Source organism: Azospirillum brasilense (assembly GCF_008365405.1).
GTDB classification, from domain to species: Bacteria; Pseudomonadota; Alphaproteobacteria; order Azospirillales; family Azospirillaceae; genus Azospirillum; species Azospirillum brasilense_D.
In genome coordinates, this window is record NZ_QOKV01000021.1 from 84,464 (window position 1) to 105,765 (window position 21,302).

Annotated in this window: 15 protein-coding genes and 1 pseudogene; 9 read left to right on the forward strand and 7 right to left on the reverse strand. The window is 69.5% G+C overall.

Annotated features, from left to right (window positions below; all coding sequences use genetic code 11):
* Positions 1-39: 39 nt before the first annotated feature.
* From hydA to DS837_RS25355, 4 genes and pseudogenes are all read left to right on the forward strand, one after another.
* Positions 40-1,518 (forward strand): annotated as a pseudogene (gene hydA / locus DS837_RS25340) (dihydropyrimidinase); the annotation flags it as partial.
* Between the two features lie 31 nt (positions 1,519-1,549).
* Positions 1,550-2,965, forward strand: coding sequence for an amidase (locus DS837_RS25345; RefSeq protein ID WP_149167267.1), 1,416 nt, complete (start codon positions 1,550-1,552; stop codon positions 2,963-2,965).
* A gap of 127 nt (positions 2,966-3,092) precedes the next feature.
* Positions 3,093-4,904: a carbon starvation CstA family protein gene (locus tag DS837_RS25350; RefSeq protein WP_035679491.1), complete on the forward strand. Its 1,812-nt coding sequence runs from the start codon at positions 3,093-3,095 to the stop codon at positions 4,902-4,904.
* A 228-nt stretch (positions 4,905-5,132) separates the two neighbouring features.
* Positions 5,133-6,386 (forward strand): MFS transporter, encoded by a 1,254-nt coding sequence (locus tag DS837_RS25355; protein WP_149167268.1) that lies wholly within the window; start codon positions 5,133-5,135, stop codon positions 6,384-6,386.
* 166 nt (positions 6,387-6,552) lie between these two features.
* Here the strand turns inward: DS837_RS25355 and DS837_RS25360 are convergent, their stop codons facing one another.
* The 4 genes from DS837_RS25360 to pdxR form a co-directional block, all read right to left on the reverse strand.
* Positions 6,553-7,698 carry an osmoprotectant NAGGN system M42 family peptidase gene (locus tag DS837_RS25360; protein WP_425599274.1) on the reverse strand — a complete coding sequence of 382 codons (1,146 nt, stop codon included), beginning with the start codon at positions 7,696-7,698 and terminating at the stop codon, positions 6,553-6,555.
* A gap of 30 nt (positions 7,699-7,728) precedes the next feature.
* Positions 7,729-9,495, reverse strand: coding sequence for an N-acetylglutaminylglutamine synthetase (gene ngg, locus DS837_RS25365; RefSeq protein WP_149167269.1), 1,767 nt, complete (start codon positions 9,493-9,495; stop codon positions 7,729-7,731).
* A 7-nt stretch (positions 9,496-9,502) separates the two neighbouring features.
* Entirely contained in the window at positions 9,503-11,278 is a 1,776-nt protein-coding gene (locus DS837_RS25370; RefSeq protein ID WP_149167270.1) for an N-acetylglutaminylglutamine amidotransferase, read from the reverse strand.
* A gap of 313 nt (positions 11,279-11,591) precedes the next feature.
* Positions 11,592-13,034, reverse strand: a complete 1,443-nt coding sequence (gene pdxR, locus DS837_RS25375; protein ID WP_149167271.1) for a MocR-like pyridoxine biosynthesis transcription factor PdxR — start codon at positions 13,032-13,034, stop codon at positions 11,592-11,594.
* A gap of 100 nt (positions 13,035-13,134) precedes the next feature.
* Between pdxR and DS837_RS25380 the strand changes: the two genes are divergently transcribed.
* Positions 13,135-13,860 carry a pyridoxamine 5'-phosphate oxidase family protein gene (locus DS837_RS25380; protein WP_149167272.1) on the forward strand — a complete coding sequence of 242 codons (726 nt, stop codon included), beginning with the start codon at positions 13,135-13,137 and terminating at the stop codon, positions 13,858-13,860.
* A gap of 24 nt (positions 13,861-13,884) precedes the next feature.
* Here DS837_RS25380 and DS837_RS25385 read toward each other — a convergent pair whose 3' ends face one another.
* From DS837_RS25385 to DS837_RS25395, 3 genes are all read right to left on the reverse strand, one after another.
* Positions 13,885-14,367, reverse strand: a complete 483-nt coding sequence (locus DS837_RS25385) for a DUF4112 domain-containing protein (protein ID WP_149167273.1) — start codon at positions 14,365-14,367, stop codon at positions 13,885-13,887.
* Positions 14,368-14,563: 196 nt separating this feature from the next.
* Positions 14,564-15,124: a hypothetical protein gene (locus DS837_RS25390; RefSeq protein WP_149167274.1), complete on the reverse strand. Its 561-nt coding sequence runs from the start codon at positions 15,122-15,124 to the stop codon at positions 14,564-14,566.
* A 102-nt stretch (positions 15,125-15,226) separates the two neighbouring features.
* Entirely contained in the window at positions 15,227-16,165 is a 939-nt protein-coding gene (locus DS837_RS25395; protein WP_149167275.1) for a LysR family transcriptional regulator, read from the reverse strand.
* 124 nt (positions 16,166-16,289) lie between these two features.
* On the opposite strand from DS837_RS25395, the gene aptA reads away from it, so the two are divergent.
* From aptA to kdpA, 4 genes are all read left to right on the forward strand, one after another.
* On the forward strand, positions 16,290-17,651 hold the full coding sequence (gene aptA / locus DS837_RS25400; protein WP_149167276.1) for an omega-aminotransferase AptA: 1,362 nt from the start codon (positions 16,290-16,292) through the stop codon (positions 17,649-17,651).
* 14 nt (positions 17,652-17,665) lie between these two features.
* Entirely contained in the window at positions 17,666-19,165 is a 1,500-nt protein-coding gene (locus tag DS837_RS25405) for a CoA-acylating methylmalonate-semialdehyde dehydrogenase (RefSeq protein WP_149167277.1), read from the forward strand.
* Between the two features lie 317 nt (positions 19,166-19,482).
* The gene (locus tag DS837_RS25410) at positions 19,483-19,572 is read left to right on the forward strand and encodes a K(+)-transporting ATPase subunit F (protein WP_035680142.1); all 90 of its coding nucleotides are present in this window, start codon (positions 19,483-19,485) and stop codon (positions 19,570-19,572) included.
* A 10-nt stretch (positions 19,573-19,582) separates the two neighbouring features.
* A complete protein-coding gene (gene kdpA, locus DS837_RS25415) occupies positions 19,583-21,292 on the forward strand; it encodes a potassium-transporting ATPase subunit KdpA (RefSeq protein WP_149167278.1) in 1,710 nt (569 codons plus the stop codon).
* Positions 21,293-21,302: the final 10 nt, after the last annotated feature.

The following is a 21,302-nucleotide window of genomic DNA, read 5'->3' on the forward strand; positions in this document are numbered from 1 at the left end:
CCACCGCCATCGGCGGGGGAGGGTTAGGGAGGGGGCCGATGCGTCACGCGGGGCAAATGCGTCACGATGGGAGAAACGACGATGAACTTCGATCTGGTCATCCGCAACGGCACGGTCGCCACCGCGTCGGACGTGTTCAAGGCCGACGTCGGCGTGCGCGGCGGGCGGATCGCCGCGCTCGGCGAGGGGCTGGCCGCCGGGCGGGAGGAGATCGACGCCGCCGGCCTGCTCGTTCTGCCCGGCGGGGTGGACGGCCACGTCCATTTCGACCAGCCGACCGGCGACGAGTCCGTCATGGCCGACGATTTCCTGACCGGCACCCGCTCCGCGGCCTTCGGCGGCACCACGACCGTGCTGCCCTTCGCCTGCCAGGAGAAGGGCAAGACGCTGCGCGCCGCGGTGGACGACTATCACCGCCGCGCCGCCGGGAAGCCGCTGATCGACTACGCCTTCCACCTCATCGTCACCGACCCCACCGAGCAGGTGCTGGGCCAGGAGCTGCCGGCGCTGATCCGCGAAGGCTACACGTCCTTCAAGATCTACATGACCTACGACGCGCTGAAGCTGAACGACCGCCAGATCCTGGAGGTGCTGGACATCGCCCGCTCCGAGGGCGCCATGGTCATGATGCACGCGGAGAACGCCGACTGCATCGCCTGGCTGACCGACAAGCTGGAGCGCGCCGGCCAGACCGCCCCCTTCTTTCACGGCGTCTCCCGCCCCCGCGTGGCCGAGCGCGAGGCCACCCACCGGGCCATCTCCCTGGCGGAGCTGGTGGACGTGCCGATCCTGATCGTCCACGTCTCCGGCGCCGACGCGGTGGAGCAGATCCGCTGGGCGCAGGGCCGCGGCCTGCGCATCTACGCCGAGACCTGCCCGCAGTACCTGTTCCTGACCGCCGACGACCTCGGCGGTGAGGGGTTCGAGGGCGCCAAGTGCATCTGCTCGCCGCCGCCGCGCGACGCCGCGAACCAGAAAGTGATCTGGGACGGGCTGACCGGCGGCGCCTTCCAGGTTTTCTCCTCCGACCACGCGCCCTTCCGCTTCGACGGGCCGGGCGGCAAGAAGGTGCATGGCGAGCAGGCGCCCTTCCGCTGCGTCCCCAACGGCATCCCCGGCGTGGAAACGCGCTTGCCGCTGCTGTTCTCCGAGGGCGTGATGAAGGGCCGGATGGAGCTGACCAAGTTCGTCGAACTGACCGCCGCCAACCCCGCCCGCATGTACGGCCTGCACCCGCGCAAGGGCACCATCGCCGTGGGGGCGGACGCCGACATCGCCCTTTGGGACCCGTCGCGCACGGTCACCATCACCAACGGCATCCTGCACCACAATGTGGACTACACGCCCTATGAGGGGATCGAGGTCACCGGCTGGCCGGTCGTCACGCTGTCCCGCGGCGAGGTGATCTGCCGCGACGGTGCCTTGCTGGCCGAACCGGGACGCGGCGAGTTCCTGCCCTGCGGTCTGCCCGCCCCGGCGCGGCCCAAGGGCTCGCCCGCCCCGGTCCTGCCGTTCTAAACTCGGCCCGCCGCAACCGGAGACCTTGCCCGTGAGCACACCCGACCTCTTCCGCCTCAGCGCCACCGAGATGGTGGAGGGCGTGCGCACCCGCCGCTTCCGGGCGCGCGACCTCGTGGCGGCGAGCCTGGAGCGCATCGCGGCGCTGGACGGCGGGCTGAAGTCCTTCATCACCGTGGCCCCCGACGCAGCCCTCGCCGCTGCGGAGGAGGCCGACCGGCGGGTCGAGGCCGAGGCGCCGCTCGGCCCGCTGCACGGCGTGCCGGTGGGCATCAAGGACCTGACGCTGACGGCGGGACTGCGCACCACCTACGGCTCCACCCTCTACGCCGACCTGATCCCCGACACCGACGACCTCAGCGTCGCCCGGCTGAAGGCGGCCGGCGCCATCATCATCGGCAAGACCAACACGCCGGAGTTCGGCTTCGGCGCCATCACCGGCAACGAGCTGTGCGGCCCGACCGCCAACCCCTACGACCCCGACAAGACCAGCGGCGGGTCGAGCGGCGGGAGCGCCGCCGCGGTGGCCGCCGGGCTGGTGCCGCTGGCCCAGGGGACCGACTTCGGCGGGTCGGTGCGCACGCCGGCCAGCTTCTGCGGGGTGGTGGGCTTGCGCCCGACGCCGGGACGCATCCCCAGCCCGGGCCGCGCGCTGGCCTGGGACGGGCTGGCGACCCAAGGGTTCCTCGCCCGCGACGTGGCCGACGCCGCGCTGGCTCTGGCCGCGGTCAGCGGGCCGGACCCGCGCGACCCGACCTCCCTTCCTGTGCCGGAATGGACGGTGCCGGACCTCGACGCGCTCGACCCGTCATCGCTGCGGGTGGCCTGGAGCACCGACCTCGGCTCCGCCCTGATCGACCTCGAGCTGGCAGAGCGCTTCGAGGCGGTGATGCGCGGGTTGGAGGGCCGTTTCGGCGACTTCGTGGAAGCCACCCCCGACTGCCGGGAGGCCGGCGCCGCCTTCGGCACGCTGCGCGCCGCGCACATCTTCCACACCTACGGCCGGACGCTGGAGCAGGACGGCGACCGGCTGAGCCCGTCCGTCGCCTGGAACATCGCGCGGGGCAAGGGGCTGACCGCCGCCGACTATCTGCGGGCGGAGGCCCAGCGCAGCGCGCTCTACCGCCGCTTCGCCGCCTTCTTCCGCGACCACGACATCCTGATGACGCTGAGCGCCAGCGTGCCGCCCTTTCCCAACGCCCAGGGCGACGTGACAGAGATCAACGGCTTCCGCCTGTCCACCATCATCGACTATCTGGCGATCACCTACACGGTGTCGCTGATCGGTTTTCCCTGCCTGTCGATCCCCTGCGGCTGGACGGCCGACGGCCTGCCCATCGGCCTGCAACTGATCGCCCGCCCCTACGAGGAGGACCGGCTGCTGCGCTGCGCCCGTTTCCTGGAGCGGGAGCTGGGGTTCCGCCATCGCTGGCCGGCGGGGCTGTAGCGCCGGCCCGCCGCTCGCCCCCGCAATCCGACCGCTCGCCACGCCCTGGCGCCGCTCCGGGGAGAGCACCACACGGAGGATGAAACCCGGCCTACCGTGACGGCAGTTCCTTCCAAGGAGAGCTGTCATGGATCACGCCCTAACATTTGTGATCGCGACACTCTGCATCCTCGCCCTCTGCTACCGCTTCTACGGCGTGTTCTTTGTGCGCAAGGTGCTCCGTGCCGATGATTCCGAGGTGACGCCGTCCCACATCCTGGCCGACGGGCGAAACTATGTTCCCACCAAGAAGTGGGTGAACGCCGGCCAGCATTTCGCGGCGATCGCCGCCGCCGGCCCGCTGGTCGGCCCCGTGCTGGCCGCGCAGTTCGGCTATCTGCCGAGCTTCCTGTGGCTGCTGATCGGCTGCGTCATCGGCGGTGCGGTGCACGACACCGTCGTGCTGTTCGCCTCGATGAAGCACAAGGGCCAGTCCCTGTCGGAGGTCGCCAAGGCCGAACTCGGCCCGGTCGCCGGCTGGTGCACCGGTCTGGCGATGCTGTTCATCATCACCATCACCATGGCCGGCCTGTCGATGGTCGTCGTCCATGCGCTGGAGCGCAACGCCTGGGGCGCCTTCGCGGTCTTCATGACGATCCCGATCGCCGTGGCGCTCGGCCTCTACGAGAAGATCACCGGCTCGTCCAAGGGCGCCACCCAGGTCGGCATCGCCGCCATCGCCGCTTCCGTCTTCGCCGGCCCCTACATCCAGGGCACGGTGCTGGGCAGCTGGCTGACGCTGCACGCCGAGACGGTCGCGCTGATCCTGCCGATCTACGCCTTCTTCGCCACGGCCCTGCCGGTGTGGATGCTGCTGACCCCGCGCGGCTACCTGTCGAGCTTCATGAAGATCGGCGTGTTCGGCGCGCTCGTCGTCGGCGTCGTCTTCATCAACCCGGAAATCCGCTTCCCCGCGCTCACCGACTTCATCCATGGCGGCGGCCCGGTGCTGGCCGGCCCGGTGTGGCCGTTCATCTCGATCACCATCGCCTGCGGCGCCATCTCCGGCTTCCACGCCTTCATCGGCTCGGGCACCACGCCGAAGCTGATCGACAAATGGAGCGACATCCGCACCGTGGCCTTCGGCGGCATGCTGGCGGAATGCGTGGTCGGCGTCATGGCGCTGATCGCCGCCACCTCCCTGCACCCCGCCGACTATTTCGCCATCAACTCCTCGCCCGCCGCCTTCCAGGCCCTGAACATGCAGGTCGTCGATCTGCCGCGGCTCAGCCAGGAAATCGGCCTCGACCTTTACGGCCGCACCGGCGGTGCTGTGACTCTGGCCGTCGGCATGACGGAAATCTTCACCCGCATCCCGTGGTTCGGCACGCTGGCCTCCTACTTCTTCCAGTTCGTCGTGATGTTCGAGGCGGTCTTCATCCTGACCGCGGTGGACAGCGGCACCCGCGTGGCCCGCTACCTGATCCAGGACCTGGGTGGCGACCTCTATGCCCCGCTGAAGCGTCTCGACTGGGTTCCCGGTTCGATCGCCGCGAGTGTGCTGGCCTGCGTGGCCTGGGGCTACCTGCTGACGTCGGGCGACATCAACTCGGTGTGGGCGCTGTTCGGGGTGTCGAACCAGCTCATGGCCTCGGTCGGCCTGATCATCGGCGCCACGATCATCCTGCGCCTCGGCCAGAAGCGGGTCTACATGCTGACCTGCCTCGTCCCCCTGGCCTACCTGTTCGTGACGGTGAACTACGCCGGCTACTGGATGATTACCAACGTCTATCTGAACCCGCTGGCTAAGGGCTACAACGTCTTCAACGCCGGCATCTCGATCATCATGCTGTCGCTCGGCTTCGTGATCCTGATCGCCGCCCTCAAGAAGTGGAAGGAACTCCTGCGCATCCGCAAGGACACCCTGCCTGAGACGCTGATCGCCACCCCGGCGGAATAGCCGGACACCGGGCAAGCCGCCCGGAGACGACCAAGCGCTCAACCGGAAGAGGTATCGCTGCTCCCCCAGCGGTGCCTCTTCTGCGTTTCTGTGGAATGGTTGGGACGGCCCCGATTCCGTGAATTACAAGGGTTGATTCGCCATCCGGCGGGTGCCATCCAAGGGCCGGCGCCGTGGCCTCCAGGCTGCGGCGCCGGTTTGTCGTGGATGGAACGGGTGGTTGGACACATGCCGCAGGTTGCACGGTCGGTACTTTCGCTCCTGCTCGGGGTCGCATTCCTGATGCTGGGCAACGGCGCGCTCAGCACGCTCATCGGCCTGCGGCTGGCCGGTACGGAGTCCGGAGCGGTCGCGGTGGGCCTGATCACCGCGGCCTTCTACACCGGCCTGACCGGCGGCTCGCTGTTCGCCCACCGGGTCATCACGCGGGTCGGCCACATCCGCGCCTTCGCCGCCTTCGCTTCCGTCCTGTCGGCGGCGGCACTGTCGCACGCCCTGTTCGCCGCGGTGCCGCTGTGGACCGTGCTGCGACTGGCCGAGGGCTTCTGCATGGCCGGCCTCTACATCTGCATCGAAAGCTGGCTGAACGGCACCGCCAACAACGAGACGCGCGGGCAGATCCTGTCGCTCTACATGGTCACGCTCTACGCCGCCTCGGCGGTGGGCCAGCAGCTGTTGCAACTGGACGACGCGGCGGGCGTGCGCATCTTCATGCTGATCGCCATCCTGCTGACGCTCGCCCTGGTGCCGGTGGCGCTGACGCGGACCACGCCGCCGACCCTGCCCAACGTGGAATCCTACGGGCTGCGGCGGCTGTACGAGGCATCGCCGCTGGGCGTCGTCGGCGTCTTCATCAGCGGGACGGTCACCGGCTCCATCTACGGCCTCGCCCCGGTGTTCGGTGCGACCTCCGGCTTCGGGGTGTCGGGGACGGCGCTGTTCATGAGCACCCTGATCCTGGGCGGGGTGGCGCTGCAATGGCCGTTGGGGCGGCTGTCCGACCGCTTCGACCGCCGCGCCGTCATCATCGGCCTGTCGGCGGCGCTGGCACTGGTCAGCGTCGGCATGATCCTGGCGGAGGGCAGCGGGCGGCAGGAGACGCTGCTGCTGGTGGCGCCGCTGTTCGGCGGGCTGGCCTTCACACTTTACCCGGTCTGCGCCGCCCACACCAACGACCACGCCGGGCCGGACAATGTGGTGTCGGTCAGCGGCGGGCTGATCCTCGCCAACTCGGTGGGGGCGATCATCGGCCCGCCGCTGGCCTCCGCGGCCATGGGCTTCGCGGGGCCGGAGGCGCTGTTCGGCTTCATCGCGGCGGGGGCGGGGTCGGCGACGCTTTACGGCCTGTGGCGCACACGCATGCGCCCGCCGCCGCCCGCCGAGGCGCAGGCGAGCTTCCGCCCGCTGCCCCAGACGACGCCGACCGTCACCCCGCTCGACCCGCTGGGTCCACCCCGGCCGGAATTGGCGGCGGGGAATTGAGGGGGGTGCGGTGTGAAGCCCTCTCCCGCCCCGGGAGAGGGAAGGGACCCGCGCGAAGCGTGGGAAGGGTGAGGGTGCCGCTGAGAATAAACGCCTTGATCCTTGAACGACCCTCACCCGCCCGCTGTGCGGGCACCCTCTCCCGGGGCGGGAGAGGGGGAGAAGATCACTCCTCGACCTTTGCGGGGGCGGTGGGCTGCCAGGGGAAGGCGCCCATCGGTCCCATGCCGACGCGGTCGCGCGGGATCGCCACATCGCTCTGCATGTAGAGCGCGATCAGCTCGGCCAGCGAGCGCAGCGAGTCCGCGTGGATGCGCTCGTAGCCGTGGGAGCTGTCGATGCCGAAGCAGACCAGCGCCGTGCGGATGTCGTTGCCGGCCTCGATGGCGGCGGCGCTGTCGCAGCGGTAGTAGCGGAAGACGTCGCGCTGGTGCTCGATGTCGTGCTGCTGGCACAGCGACAGCAGCTTGTGCGTTAGGTGATAGTCGAAGGGACCGGTGCTGTCGGCCATGGCGACGGTGACGCCGAACTCGCGGCTGTTCTGGCCCATGGCGGTGGTGCCGTTGTCGATGGTCACCATCTCCGCCACGTCCTTGTGCAGCACCGACGAGGCGCCGGAGCCGACCTCCTCCGAGATGGTCAGCAGCAGGTGGCAGTCCACCGGCAGCGGCAGCTTGGCGTCGAGGACCGCCTTGGCGGCGGCGAAGATCACCGCCACCCCCGCCTTGTCGTCGAGATGGCGGGAGTTGATGAAGCCGCTGGCGTCGAACTCCGCCTGCGGATCGATCGCCACGAAGTCGCCGACGTTGAAGCCGTGGAATTGCAGTTCCGCCAGGGTTTCGCAGCGGGCATCCACCCGGATCTCCAGGTTGGTCCAGGCCACCGGCTGGGTGTCGATCTCCTCGTTGAAGGTGTGGCCCGACGCCTTCAGCGGCAGGATGGTGCCGCGGTAGCTGCCCTTGTCGGTGTAGACGGTGCAGCGCGCCCCTTCGGCGAAGCGCGCCGACCATGTGCCGATGGGCACGACCTCCAGCCGGCCGTTCGCCTTCAGCATCTTCACCTGGGCGCCCAGCGTGTCGAGATGGGCGACCACGGCGCGGTCCGGGCTGTACTGCCGCCCCGCAAGATCGGCGCGGATCGCGCCGCGCCGGGTCAGTTCGAAGGGGATGCCCAACCGGTGCAGCTCGTCGCCGCAGAAATGGACGATCTGGTCCGTGTAACCGGTCGGGCTCGGGATCTCCAGCAGGCGGCGGAGAAGCCCCGTCAGATAGTCCATGTCGATGACCGGACGGACGATCCCGGTCCGTGTCAAGGCTGCCTGCTCCATACCACCTCCTGAACGTCACGCTCGCGGATCGACCGCGGAGTAGGGGAAGAGAAGATCGAGGAAGCGTTCGGCGGTCGGCTGCGGTTCGTGGTTGGCAAGGCCGGGCCGCTCGTTCGCCTCGATGATCGCGTAGTCGGACCCCAGAAGGTCGGGGATCAGCAGATCCAGGCCGACCACCGGAATGTCGAGCGCGCGCGCCGCTTCCACCGCCGCTTCCACCACGCGGTGGTGCAGGCGGTCGGTGATGTCGTGCAGCGTGCCGCCGGTGTGCAGGTTGGCCGTCTTGCGCACGGCCAGCGTCTGCCCCTCCGGAAGGACCGAGTCCATGGTGAAACCGGCGTCACGCACGCAACGTTCCGTTTCCTCGTCCATCGGGATACGGCTTTCCCCGCCGGTGGCGGCGGCGCGGCGGCGGCTCTGCGCCTCGATCAGCTGCGCGATCGTCCGCTCGCCGGTGCCGACGATCTCCGCCGGGCGGCGCACCGCGGCGGCGACGACACGGTAGTCGATGACCAGGATGCGCACGTCCTGGCCCTGCACGAACTGCTCCAGCAGGACCGTTTCGCAGATCTTCTTCGCCTTGCCGATGGCCCAGGCCAACGTTTCCGCGTCGCGCACATCCACGGTGATACCCTGGCCCTGCTCGCCGCGGGCGGGCTTCACCACGACGCTGCCGTGGCGCTCCAGGAAGGCGGCGTTGTCGTCCATGCCGGCCGCCGTCATCTGGTCCGGCACCGACAGGCCGGCCCGCAGCAGCGTGCGCCGGGTCACCGCCTTGTCGTCGCAGCGGAACAGCGCCACCGCCGAGGTCAGTTCGCTGAGGCTTTCGCGGCACAAGATGCTGCGCCCGCCGAAGCTGAGGCGGAACAGGTTGGACTCCGCGTCCACCACCTCCACGCCGATGCCACGGCGCCGGGCCTCGTTGATGATGATCATGGCGTAGGGGTTGAGGCTGGCCTCCACCGCCGGGCCGGCGAACAGCTTCTCGTTGATCGGGTTCTTGGTCTTCAGCGCGAAGACCGGCACCCGCCGGAAGCCCAGCTTCTCATAGAGCGCGATGGCGTTCGCGTTGTCGTGCAGGACCGACAGGTCCATGAAGCTGCGCCCGCGCTCCTTGAAACGCTCGGCCAGCGCGCGGACCAGCGCCTCGCCGATGCCGGGATAGGCCGCCTGCGGATCGACCGCCAGACACCACAGGGAGGAACCGTTCTGCGGGTCCTTGAAGGCCCGGACATGGTCCACCCCGGTGACCGAGCCGATGACCGCCCCGCTGACCGGGTCGGTAGCGATCAGGTGGGTCAGCACGCGGCTGTCGCGCTCCGACCAGCAGAGTTCCGGGTCCATGGTCACCATGCCGCGGGCGCCGTAGATGCGGTTCACGGCATCGACGTCCTGGCGGCCGCGCAGCGTTTCGATGACGAAGCCGCGAGTCTCGCCGCCCGGCCGGAAGCCGGCCAGCCGCAGGCGGTAGGTGTGGGAGGGGTCGAGGAACAGCTCGGTCGGCGCCTGGGCCAGCGCCACATGCGGGTCCTCCAGATACAGCGCGATGTCGCGCCGGCCCGGCCCCTCCTGGCGCATCGCCTCGATCAACTCGCCGACGTCGGGAAAGGTGTTGGCGAAGAGCAGGCGGCCCCAGCCGCAATTCACCACCGCGCGCGGCGTCGGCCCAAGCCCCGCCCCCGTCCGGCGGTTCGGGCGCGGCGAGTCCTCGTCCATCAGGGCGGAGACCAGGGCGCGTTCGATCCGGAAAGGCGTCTGGGTGCGATTCTGCATCGTCATCATGCGGTGTTCAGATCCCGTGGGTTTGCAGCCAGAACTCCAGCAGGGCGGCCTGCCAGAGCTTCGAACCGCGAAGCGGCGTGATGTGGGTTTCCGGATCGCTGAACAGGCGGTCCAGATAGGCCGGCTGGAACAACGCACGCTCCCGCGCGGCGGGCTGGTTCAGCACGTCGCGCACCAGCTCCAGATAGGGGCCGCGCAGATACTTCAGCGCCGGAACGGGGAAATAGCCCTTGGGCCGGTCGATGACCTCGGAGGGGACGACCTTGCGTGCCGCCTCCTTCAGCACGTATTTGCCGCCGTCGCGCAGCTTCAGCTCCGGCGGGACGCGGGCGGCCAGCTCGACCAGATCGTGGTCGAGGAAGGGCACGCGTCCCTCCAGCCCCCAGGCCATGGTCATGTTGTCCACCCGCTTCACCGGGTCGTCGACCAGCATGACCGTGGTGTCGAGGCGAAGCGCCTTGTCCACCGGGCGGTCGGCGCCGGGCCGGGCGAAATGGGCGGCGACGAAGGCGCTCGCCGCGTCCTCGTCGGTGAGATATTGCGGGTTCAGCGCCTCGGCCATCTCCGCGCGGTTGCGGTCGAAGAAGACCTTGGCGTAGGTGGACAGCGGATCGGTCGCCTCCATCATCGGCGGGTACCAGTGGTAGCCCGCGAAGATCTCGTCGGCGCCCTGGCCGCTCTGCACCACCTTCACATGCTTGGAGACCTCCTGCGAGAGCAGGAAGAAACCGATGGCGTCGTGGCTGACCATCGGCTCCGACATCGCCCGCACGCAGTCCTGAAGGGCGGGCAGGGCGCGGTTGCTGTCGATGAACAGCTTGTGATGGTCGGTCTGGAAGCGCTGGGCGATCAGGTCGGAATACTGGAACTCGTCGCCCTTCTCCTGCCCCACGGTCTCGAAACCGATGGAGAAGGTCTGCAGGCCGGTCTGCCCGGCCTCGGCCAGCAGGGCGACGATGACGGAGCTGTCGAGCCCGCCCGAGAGCAGCACGCCGACCGGCACGTCGGCGACCAGACGCCGCTCCACCGCCTTGCGCAGCGTGGACAGCACGGCGTCCTGCCAGTCGCCTTCCGACATCCGTTCGTCGCCGGGCTGCGGGCCGAAGACCGGCTCCCAATAGGTTTCCTCGATGCGGCGCCCGTCCGGCTCCAGCGTCAGCAGGGTGGCCGGCGGCAGCTTGCGCACGCCCTTCAGGATGGTCCCCGGCGCCGGAACGACGGCGTGGAAGCTCATGTATTGGTAGAGCCCCACCGGATCGATCGCGGTGTCGATGTCGCCGCCGGCCAGCAGGGCGGGCAGGGTGGAGGCGAAACGCAGCCGTCCCGCCGTCTCGGACAGGTAGAGCGGCTTGATGCCCAGCCGGTCGCGGCCCAGCGTGACGCGCCCGCTGTCCCGTTCCCAGATGGCGAAGGCGAACATGCCGTAAAGCCGCTCGACGAAGCGGCGGCCCCAGGCGTGATAGGCTTTCAGCAGGACTTCGGTGTCGCCGTGCGAGAAGAAGCGGTAGCCCTTGGCCTCCAGCTCCGCCCGCAGTTCCGGATAATTGTAGATGCAGCCGTTGAAGACGATGCCGAGGCCCAACTCGGGGTCGGTCATCGGCTGCTGCGCCGCTTCGGACAGGTCGATGATGCTCAGCCGCCGGTGGCCGAAAGCCATCCGGCCATGGGCGAAGACGCCTTGCCCGTCGGGGCCGCGCAACGCCAGGGCTTCGGTCATCGAGCCGACCGCGGACGCGGAGGCCGGGCGAGAATCGAAGCGGATTTCCCCGCTGATGCCGCACATTGTAAGAAATATCTCCGTATTCGAATGGGCTGGAGGCCGGCAAAAAACGCCTGGAAACGGCGAAGGACCGGCGCCACCCCTCAACAGGCGTGCAGCTTGATCGTCGCAAGGTTGGGCCCTGCCTTGCACAGGGTATCGGGGGTAGGGCGCGCCGAACGACGGGAGGGGAGCGGCCCGAAAACGGGGTATCGGGGCTAACCCGTAGGGCTGGAAATGCCTCGCGGCTGAGGAAAGCCAAGGGGGATGGCGCCGGCCAGCGCAATGGTGGGGATAGGCTTTTCGGGATTAATACCTCTGCGCCCAATAAAGGCGATTAGACGTCTAATCGCGCTGCCGTCAGCGCGGTGGCCAGTTCGCGGGCGGCGTGGCGCAGGGCGCCCGGCTCGTGGCCGGTGAATCCCAGCATCAGTGCCTGCAACGGCGGGGCGGCGATGTGCATCGGGCTGACTGGGCGGACGGCGATTCCGCGCTCGGCCGCCACCGCCTCCACGTCGCGATCCGACAGGCCTGGGCGCAGCCGGGCGATCAGCTTCATGCCCTGCTCCGGCACCTCCGCCTCCATCCAGGGGGAGAGATGGGCGCCGATGGCGTCGGCGAGCGCGTCCCGCGCGGTCGTGTAGCGGCGGCGCATGCGGCGCAGGTGCGGGCCGAAGTGACCGTCCTCCAGGAAGTCGGTCACCACGCCCGTGTAGAGCGTCGCCGGGTGCCAATCGGTCAGGCGGCGCATGGCGAGCACGGAGTCCAGCAGCTCGGGCGGCAGCACGGCGTAGCCGAGCCGCAGGCCGGGAAACAGGACCTTGCTGAAGGTGCCGACATAAATGACCCGTCCGCCACCATCGATCCCCTGGAGCGAGGCGAGCGGGTGGCCTGTATAGCGGAACTCGCTGTCGTAGTCGTCCTCCAGCACCCAGGCGCCGGCCGCGCGCGCCCAGGCCAGAAGCTCCATCCGCCGCGCCATCGACAGCACGACCCCCAGCGGGTAGTGGGAGGACGGGGTGACATAGGCCAGCCGGGCGTCCGGCGCTGCGGCGACGCCCGCCGCCACCTCCAAGCCCTGCCCATCGACGGGCACCGGCACGACGCGCGCCCGCGCGGCCTCCAGGGCGGCGCGCACCGCGGGGTAGCAGGGGTCTTCCAGCCACACCGGATCGCTGGGCCGCAGCAGCACCCGCAGCACGAGATCGATGGCCTGCTGGGCGCCTGCGGTGATCACCACCTGCTCGGGCTCGCAGCGCACCGCCCGCGCGGTCTGCAGATAGCGGGCGATGGCCTGCCGCAGGGCCGCCGGTCCGCCGGGCTCCCCATAGCCGAGCATCACCGGGTCCGGCCGTTGCAGGTGCCGCAGGGTCAGGCTGCGCCAGATCCGCAGACTGCGCTCGTCCAGCGCGCAGCGTCCCGTGCTGAACGGGAGGGTGCCGAAGGGGGTGGCCGATGGCAACGGGGAGGGGACGCGGCGGGGCGGCTCCGGCGGCGGACTCTCCAGCCCGTCCGGCAGGTCGCGGGACACGAAGCTGCCCGCCCCGACGCGCCCTTCGATGAAGCCCTCGGCCAGAAGCTGCTCATAGGCGGCGACCACCGTGTTGCGGGCGACGCCGAGCCGTTCGGCCAGGGCGCGCGTCGGTGGCAGCTTCCCGCCGGGCGGCAGGGCGCCGGACAGGATGGCCCGGCGCAGCTCCCGGTAGACCTGCCGCAGCAGCGGCTCGCCGCCCGTCCGGTCGATGGGGAGGAGCATCAAGTCGGACAGATCGGCGGGCATCGGATTGGTCCAGTCAATGAGGTCGCAATTGGCTCTCACGCCGGACCAATGACTAGGCTCTAATGGCGCCGTTGTCCACCGCCGCGAAGAGAGTTCCGCGATGTCCGAGGCCGTTCCGTCCGACCGCTATCCCGTCACCGACCGCAACCGTGTGAAGCGCCTGCACGAGCGGGGGCGCTACGATCGGGAATCCGTTCACGCCATCCTCGACGGCGCGATGATCGCGCACATCGCCTACGTGATCGACGGGCAGCCCTACTGCACCCCCACGGCCTTCTGGCGGGAGGGCGAGCATCTCTATTGGCATGGGTCCTCGGCCAGCCGGATGCTGCGGGCGCAGCGCGACGGCCTGCCGGTCTGCCTGACCGTGACGCATCTCGACAGCCTCGTGCTCGCCCGCTGCGGGTTCAACCATTCGGCGGATTACCGGTCCGCCATGTGCTTCGGCACCGCGCGCATCGTCGAGGAGCCGGAGGCCAAGACCCGCGCGCTCGATGCCATGGTCGACCGCTTCTATCCGGGGCGCAGCGCCGACTTGCGGGCCAGCACGGCGCAGGAGATCAAGGCGACCATGGTCGTCGGCATGGAGATCGAGGAGGCGAGCGCCAAGGTCCGGAGCAAGGGCCTGTCCGACGAGGGCGAGGACATGCACCTGCCCGTCTACACCGCCCGCTATCCGGTGGTTCAGGTGATCGGCGCCGCCGAGCCCTGTCCGCGGCTTCCCGCCGATACGCCGGTCCCGCCGGGGCTGGCGGGCTTCACCGCCGGCCGCCCGCTTGACGAGCTGATGCTGGAGAACCACCGCATCCGGTTCGGCGGGGAGTGACGCGCCCCGCCACCACGTCCGGCGTCACCGCGTTCGGCGCCACTCGCCGTCGATGGTGTAGGGCGCCGAACGGCGGCGACGGTGCGTCCGGTCGCCAAAAGTCCGCTCACCGCGCGGGGGAGGACCATCCAGATGCTCGGCCAGGATCGCCATGTTCTTGCGGTTGGCTTTCCAGAACACGTCGGCGATGTTGCCAGCGACCGGGACGGCGCTGATCAGGCTGTCCATCGCCACATTGCCGACCATGCGCAGCAGCTTGCCGCGCGGCACGCCGAGCCTCCAGGCCTCGCGGATGAGATAGCCGGACACCGCCGTGGTGGCGAGGTTGCCGAAGCCGGGCACCAGGCCCAGCACCGCGTCGGCGCCGAAGGTGATGTTGGTGCCGGGCACGCGGACGGCGCTGTCCATCGTCCGCGCCAGCCATTCCAACCGCCGGCGCGCCGCGACATGCGCCGTCTCATCGTAGGCGGAACCGTAACGGAAAGAAGAAAAAGACGTATCGGTCATACGGACCCTCCAGAAGGGGACGGCTGCACCGTCCGCTCAAGTGAAGGGCTCCGACATCGCGGTCCGTACCAAGTGGACCGCCAGAGGGGCCCGGAGCCAGTCCCGCACAGATGGCCCGGTCGTCCCGCCCGCGCAAGACCCACCCGGTACATTTTCGTATGAGTACGGTGGATTCATCCCCGGTTTTCTGGCCCGGTCACAACAGCATCAGGAACGCCGGCAGGCCACCCAGAACCGCGCCTTGGGATCCACCCCACAGAACGTCGCCCTGCTCCACCGACCGGCGCAGCGCCGGGTTGGTGCCGCGCAACTGGCACAGGGCGAAGATGGCGGCGTTCACGGCCCCGGCCAGGGCGAACCACAAGATCCAGGACGGCATGCCGCCGAGCCACACGGCGGGGGCGAGCATCAGGGCGGTGCGCCCGGTCCAGGACAGACCGCGAAAGACCAGCGCGTCCCATGACCAGCAGCCGGCTTGGCCGACCGGACCGAAGGGCAGGAGATGCTGTCCGATGAGCGTCGCCACGGCGGTCGCCGCACCGACCACCAGCGCCCGGTCCGCGGGCATGGCCAGCGACCACAGGGCGGTGCTGAGCAGGGTCGCCGGAACGCCCCAAAGCAGCAGGCGGGACAGAGCCCCCGTCTGACGGCTGAGCGCGCTGAGAAAGAAGCTGCCGAGCAGGGAGCAGGTGACGGTGAGCAGGACGGCGGCGAACAGCAGATAGTCGATGACGAACTGTTCGGTCAGCATCACCATGGCCGCGCTCCCCCACCGGTTCTTTGTTCGTATTCCCCACAATTACGGTGGGGCGTGACCGGGCCGGCGTCAATGAAAATCACCCCGATTTTTGGGGTCCGCCTACCCCATCATCCCCGTCCGTCTCAGCAGGTCGAGAAACCGTTCCAGCACCAGATTGGGCTGTGCACCCTTCTTGGTGACCGCCTGGAACTCCTGAGCGTAATGGAAGCGCTCCGGCAGCAGGGCGCGCATCGCGCCGCGCTCGACCCATTGCCGCGCGTAATGGGTGGGCAGGAAGCCGACGTAGCAGCCGGTCAGGATCAGGAAGGCCACGCCCTCGCGGTCGGTGGCGGTGGCGGTGGCGGTCAGCGCCTGCTGCACCCCCGCCGCCTCCGGCACCTGCTGCGCCTCGGTCGGGGCGACAGCATCGGCGGATTCCACCGCCGCGTCGGGCACCGTCTCCGCATCGAACAACGAATGGCCGCGCCCGCAATAGAGGCGGGATTCCTCCTGATACAGCGGCAAGCGGTCCAGGCCGGGCAGGGCGCGCCGCGCCGGCACCACGCCGACATGCAGCCGCCCGTCCAGAACGCCGCGCTCGATCTCGTTGGGCGGGATCATGCGAATGTTCACCCGCACCTCCGGCCCCTGCTGCTTCAGGCCGCGCAGCGCGTCGGTCACGCGCATCTTCGGCATGGTGACGAGGTTGTCGGTGATGCCGATGTTCAACTCCCCGCGCAGCCGCCCGTGCGCGGCGTTGATCTCGCTGCGGAAGCTCTCCAGGCCGGCGAACAGGCGCAGCGCCGCCTCATAGGCCATGCGCCCCTCGTCGGTCAGCAGGAAGCCCGCCCGCCCGCGCCGGCACAGCCGCAGCCCCAGCCGCCGTTCCAGATCGGCCATGTGCAGGCTGATGGCGGCGCGGCTGATGTTCAGCTCCACCTCCGCCGCGGAAAAGCCGCCGCACTCCACCACCGTCTTGAAGACGCGCAGCAGGCGCAGGTCGGCGTCGTTGAGGCCGCTCAGGGGGCGGGCGGTTAAGGGGCGGGCGGGCTTGGTCATGGATAGGTAAGCGGACGCTTGCGTAAGGTTTGAATGGTTTGGATTTAACCGCAGCCAAGCCTCCGCGCACACTGTTTTCCGACCTGATTGTCCATGCCACCCCAGCCCGCAGGAGTGCCGCCCGATGCCGCCGTTGGACGAGAGCCACAAGACCGGAGCCGCCCCGACCGCCGGGCTGACGCGCGAGGAGCTGGACGCCCATTGGATGCCCTTCACGGCGAACCGCGAGTTCAAGGCGAACCCGCGCCTGATCGCCCGCGCCGAAGGCGCCTGGTACTGGGACGCCGAGGGGCGGAAGATCTACGACAGCCTGTCCGGCCTGTGGTGCTGCGGCGCCGGGCACAGCCGCCGGGAGATCGGTGAGGCGGTGGCCCGCCAGATCGCCGAGCTGGACTACAGCCCGGCCTTCCAGTTCGGCCACCCCGCCGCCTTCAAGCTGGCGCACAAGCTGGCCTCGATGACTCCGGCCGGGCTGGACCATGTGTTCTTCGTCAATTCCGGGTCGGAGGCGACCGATACGTCGCTGAAGATGGCGCGGGCCTATTGGCGGCTGAAGGGCCAGCCGACCAAGACCAAGCTGATCGGCCGGTCGAAGGGCTATCACGGCGTCAATTTCGGCGGCATCAGCCTGGGCGGCATCGGCGGCAACCGCAAGCTGTTCGGCTCGGGCGTCGAGGCCGACCATCTGCCGCACACGCTGCTGCCGCAGAACGCCTTCACCAAGGGCCTGCCGGAGCAGGGCGCCGAACTGGCCGACGCGCTGGAGGAATTGGTCGCCCTGCACGACGCCTCCAACATCGCCGCGGTGATCGTCGAGCCGCTGGCCGGCTCCGCCGGCGTGCTGCCGCCGCCCAAGGGCTATCTGAAGCGGCTGCGGGAACTGTGCGACAAGCACGACATCCTGCTGATCTTCGACGAGGTCATCACCGGCTTCGGCCGCATGGGGACCGCCTTCGGCGCCGATGCCTTCGGGGTGGTGCCGGACATCATGAACGTCGCCAAGGGCCTGACCAACGGCGCGGTGCCGATGGGCGCCGTCGTCGCCAGCCATGAGATCTACCAGACCTTCATGGACAACGGCGGCGCCGACTACATGGTCGAATTCCCGCACGGCTACACCTACTCCGCCCATCCCGTCGCCTGCGCCGCCGGCCTTGCCGCGCTGGAGCTGTTCGAGCGGGACAAGCTGGCCGAGAAGGCGGCGGATCTGGCTCCGCATTTCGAGACGGTGCTGCACGGGCTGAAGGGGCTGAAGCACGTCACCGACATCCGCAACTACGGGCTGTGCGGCGCGGTGCAGATCGCGGCCCTGCCGGGCGAGCCGGCCCGCCGACCCTACGAGATCGCCATGCACTGCTGGAAGGCGGGCTTCTACGTCCGCTTCGGCGGCGACACGCTGCAGTTCGGCCCGCATTTCATCAGCGAGCGTGACGACCTCGACCGGCTGATGAACGCCGTCGCCGACGCCATCCAGGCAACCGCTTGAGGATGGAGAACGCCATGACCCTCGTTCCGCACCTCATCGGTGGCGTGGCCGACGCCCCCGCCGACAGCCGCAGCGCCGACATCGTGAACCCGGCCACCGGCGAGACCGTCGGCCGCGTTCCGCTGGCCGGCCGCGCCACCGTGGAATCGGCCATCGCCGCCGCCGAGGCCGCCTTCCCGGCGTGGCGGGCGACGCCGCCGGCCAAGCGGGCGCGGGTGATGTTCCGCTACCGGCACTTGCTGGAGGACAACGCCGACCGCATCTGCGCGGCGATCACGCGGGAGCACGGCAAGACTCTGGAGGACGCCCGCGGCGAGCTGACCCGCGGCATCGAGAACGTCGAATACGCCTGCGGCATCGCCGACCTGCTGAAGGGCGAGCATTCCAAGAATGTCGGGCCGGGCATCGACAGCTGGTCGGAGTTCCAGCCGCTGGGCGTCGTGGCGGGCATCACACCCTTCAACTTCCCGGCGATGGTGCCGCTGTGGATGTTCCCGGTCGCCGTGGCCTGCGGCAACGCCTTCATCCTGAAGCCGTCGGAGCGCGACCCGAGCGCTTCCCTGCTCATCGCGCAGCTGGCGCAGGAGGCCGGGCTGCCGCCGGGCGTGCTGAACGTCGTCCACGGCGACAAGGAGGCGGTGGACACGCTGCTGACCGACCCGCGCGTCCAGGCGGTCAGCTTCGTCGGCTCCACCCCGGTCGCCGAGTATGTCTACGCCACCGGCACCGCCCATGGGAAACGGGTGCAGGCGCTGGGCGGGGCGAAGAACCACGCCATCGTCATGCCGGACGCCGACCTCGACAACGCGGTCAGCGCGATCATGGGTGCGGCCTACGGCTCCTGCGGCGAGCGCTGCATGGCGATTTCCGTGGTCGTCGCGGTGGGCGACGCGACCGCCGACCGCGTCGTGGCGATGCTGGCGGAGCAGGTGCGCGGCCTGAAGGTGGGGGCGGGGACCGGCACCGGTTGCGACATGGGTCCCCTGGTCACCCGCGCCCATTTCGAGAAGGTGAAGGGTTTCGTCGACCGGGGCGTCGCCGAAGGGGCGGAGCTGGTGGTCGACGGCCGCGGGCTGGTGGTGCCGGGGCACGAGGGCGGCTTCTTCCTCGGTGGCTGCCTGTTCGACCGGGTGACGCCGGACATGAGCGTCTATCGGGAGGAAATCTTCGGCCCGGTCCTCTGCGTCGTTCGCGTGGCGACGATGCAGGAGGGCATGGACCTGATCGACGCCCACGAGTATGGCAACGGCACCTGCCTGTTCACCCGCGACGGCGAGGCCGCGCGCTACTTCACCGACGCGATCAAGGTCGGCATGGTCGGCGTCAACGTGCCGCTGCCGGTGCCGGTGTCCTACCACAGCTTCGGCGGCTGGAAGCGGTCGCTGTTCGGTGATCTGGCGGCCTACGGGCCGGACGGCGTGCGCTTCTACACCCGGCGCAAGACGATCACCCAGCGCTGGCCGGCGGGCGGCGTGCGCGAAGGCGCGCAGTTCTCCTTCCCATCGATGAAGTGAGCGGAGCGTATCTCGCTCTCCTCCCCCGGAGCAGGGGCGATCGGTCCCATCGCCCCTTCCCCCCGGCATATACGCCGTCTATACGACAGACCCTCTTCCGCCCCCCTCGAATCTATACGCGCATCGGGCGCAGCCTGATCGTGCCGGACACAGCCGTGCCGGCATCCGATACACGCTGACGCGCGCCCGGCTCCTCCCGGGTGCGCCCCGGAGGCAACCATGCTGGACATCATCGCGCTGGCGATCACCGCGGCCTTCTTCGCCGCGTCCATCGCCTATGTGCACGCCTGCGACCGCTTGTGAGGGGGGGCCGGGCCATGATCGTCGATTACGCGCTCGGCGGCCTCGTCGCCGCCGGGCTGCTGGGCTACCTCGTGTACGCCCTGATCCGCCCCGAACGGTTCTGAGGAGACTCCCATGACCGTCAGCGGCTGGATACACATCCTGCTCTTCGCCGCCCTCGTGGCCGCCGTGGCGCGCCCGCTCGGCGGCTACATGACGCGGCTGTTCAACGGGGAGCGCACGCTGCTCTCGCCGCTGCTCGGCCCTGTCGAGCGCGGGCTCTACCGCTTGGCCGGGGTGGACGCGAAGGCGGAACAGCATTGGGTGACCTACGCCGTCGCCATGCTGCTGTTCAACGTCGCCGGCCTGCTGCTGCTTTACGCGCTGCAGCGCTTGCAGGGCGTCCTGCCCCTGAACCCCACGGGCATGGCGGCGGTGCCCGCCGACCTCGCCTTCAACACCGCCGCCAGCTTCGTCACCAACACGAACTGGCAGAATTACGGCGGCGAAAGCACGATGAGCCACCTCGTGCAGATGGCCGGGCTGACCGTGCAGAACTTCGTGTCGGCGGCGACCGGCATCGCGCTGGCCGTGGCTCTGGTCCGCGGCTTCACCCGCGCCGGGGCGCGGACGGTCGGCAATTTCTGGACCGACCTGACCCGCGGCACGCTCTACCTGCTGTTGCCGCTCAGCCTGCTCTACGCGCTGTTCCTGGTCTGGCAGGGCGTGCCGCAGACGCTGGCCGGGACGGTGGACGCCACCACGCTGGAGGGTGTCAAGCAGACCATCGCGCTCGGCCCCGTCGCCTCGCAGGAGGCGATCAAGATGCTGGGCACCAACGGTGGCGGCTTCTTCAACGCCAACTCCGCCCATCCCTTCGAGAATCCCAACGCCCTGACCAATCTGGTGCAGATGCTGTCGATCTTCGCCATCGGCGCCGGGCTGACCAACCTGTTCGGGCGCATGGCCGGCGACGAGCGGCAGGGCTGGGCCATCCTGGCCGCCATGGGCCTGCTGTTCGTCATCGGCGTCGCCGCCGTCTATTGGGCGGAGGCCCAGGGCAACCCGGCCTTCGCCGCCTTCGGCCTGGACAACGCCGCCGGCAACATGGAGGGCAAGGAGACCCGCTTCGGCATCGCCATGAGCGCCCTGTTCGCCGCGGTGACCACGGCGGCCTCCTGCGGGGCGGTCAACGCCATGCACGACAGCTTCATGCCGCTGGGCGGCATGGTGCCGATGGTCAACATGATGCTGGGCGAGATCATCGTCGGCGGCGTCGGGGCCGGCCTCTACGGCATGCTGCTGTTCGCCATCGTCACCATGTTCGTCGCCGGGCTGATGGTCGGGCGCACGCCGGAGTATCTGGGGAAGAAGCTGGAGGCGAAGGAGGTCAAGATGACCATGCTCGCTGTGCTCTGCCTGCCCTTGATGATGCTGGGCGGCACCGCCTTCGCCGTGGTGCTCGACACCGGCCTCGCCGCGCTCGCCAACGCCGGCCCGCACGGCTTTTCGGAGGCGCTCTACGCCTACGTCTCGGCGGCGGCCAACAACGGCAGCGCCTTCGGCGGGCTGTCGGGCAACACGCTCTGGTACAACCTGACGCTGGCCGCCGGGATGCTGGTGGGCCGCTTCCTGGTCATCGTGCCGATGCTGGCGGTCGCCGGCTCGCTCGCCGCCAAGACGCGCAGCGCGGCGTCGGCCGGCACCTTCCCGACCCACGGCGGCCTGTTCGTCGGGCTGCTGGCCGGGGTCATCCTGATCGTCGGCGGCCTGACCTTCTTCCCGGCGCTCGCCCTCGGCCCGGTGGCCGAGCATCTGGCGATGCGCGCCGGCCTCCTCTTCTGACCGGGGACCA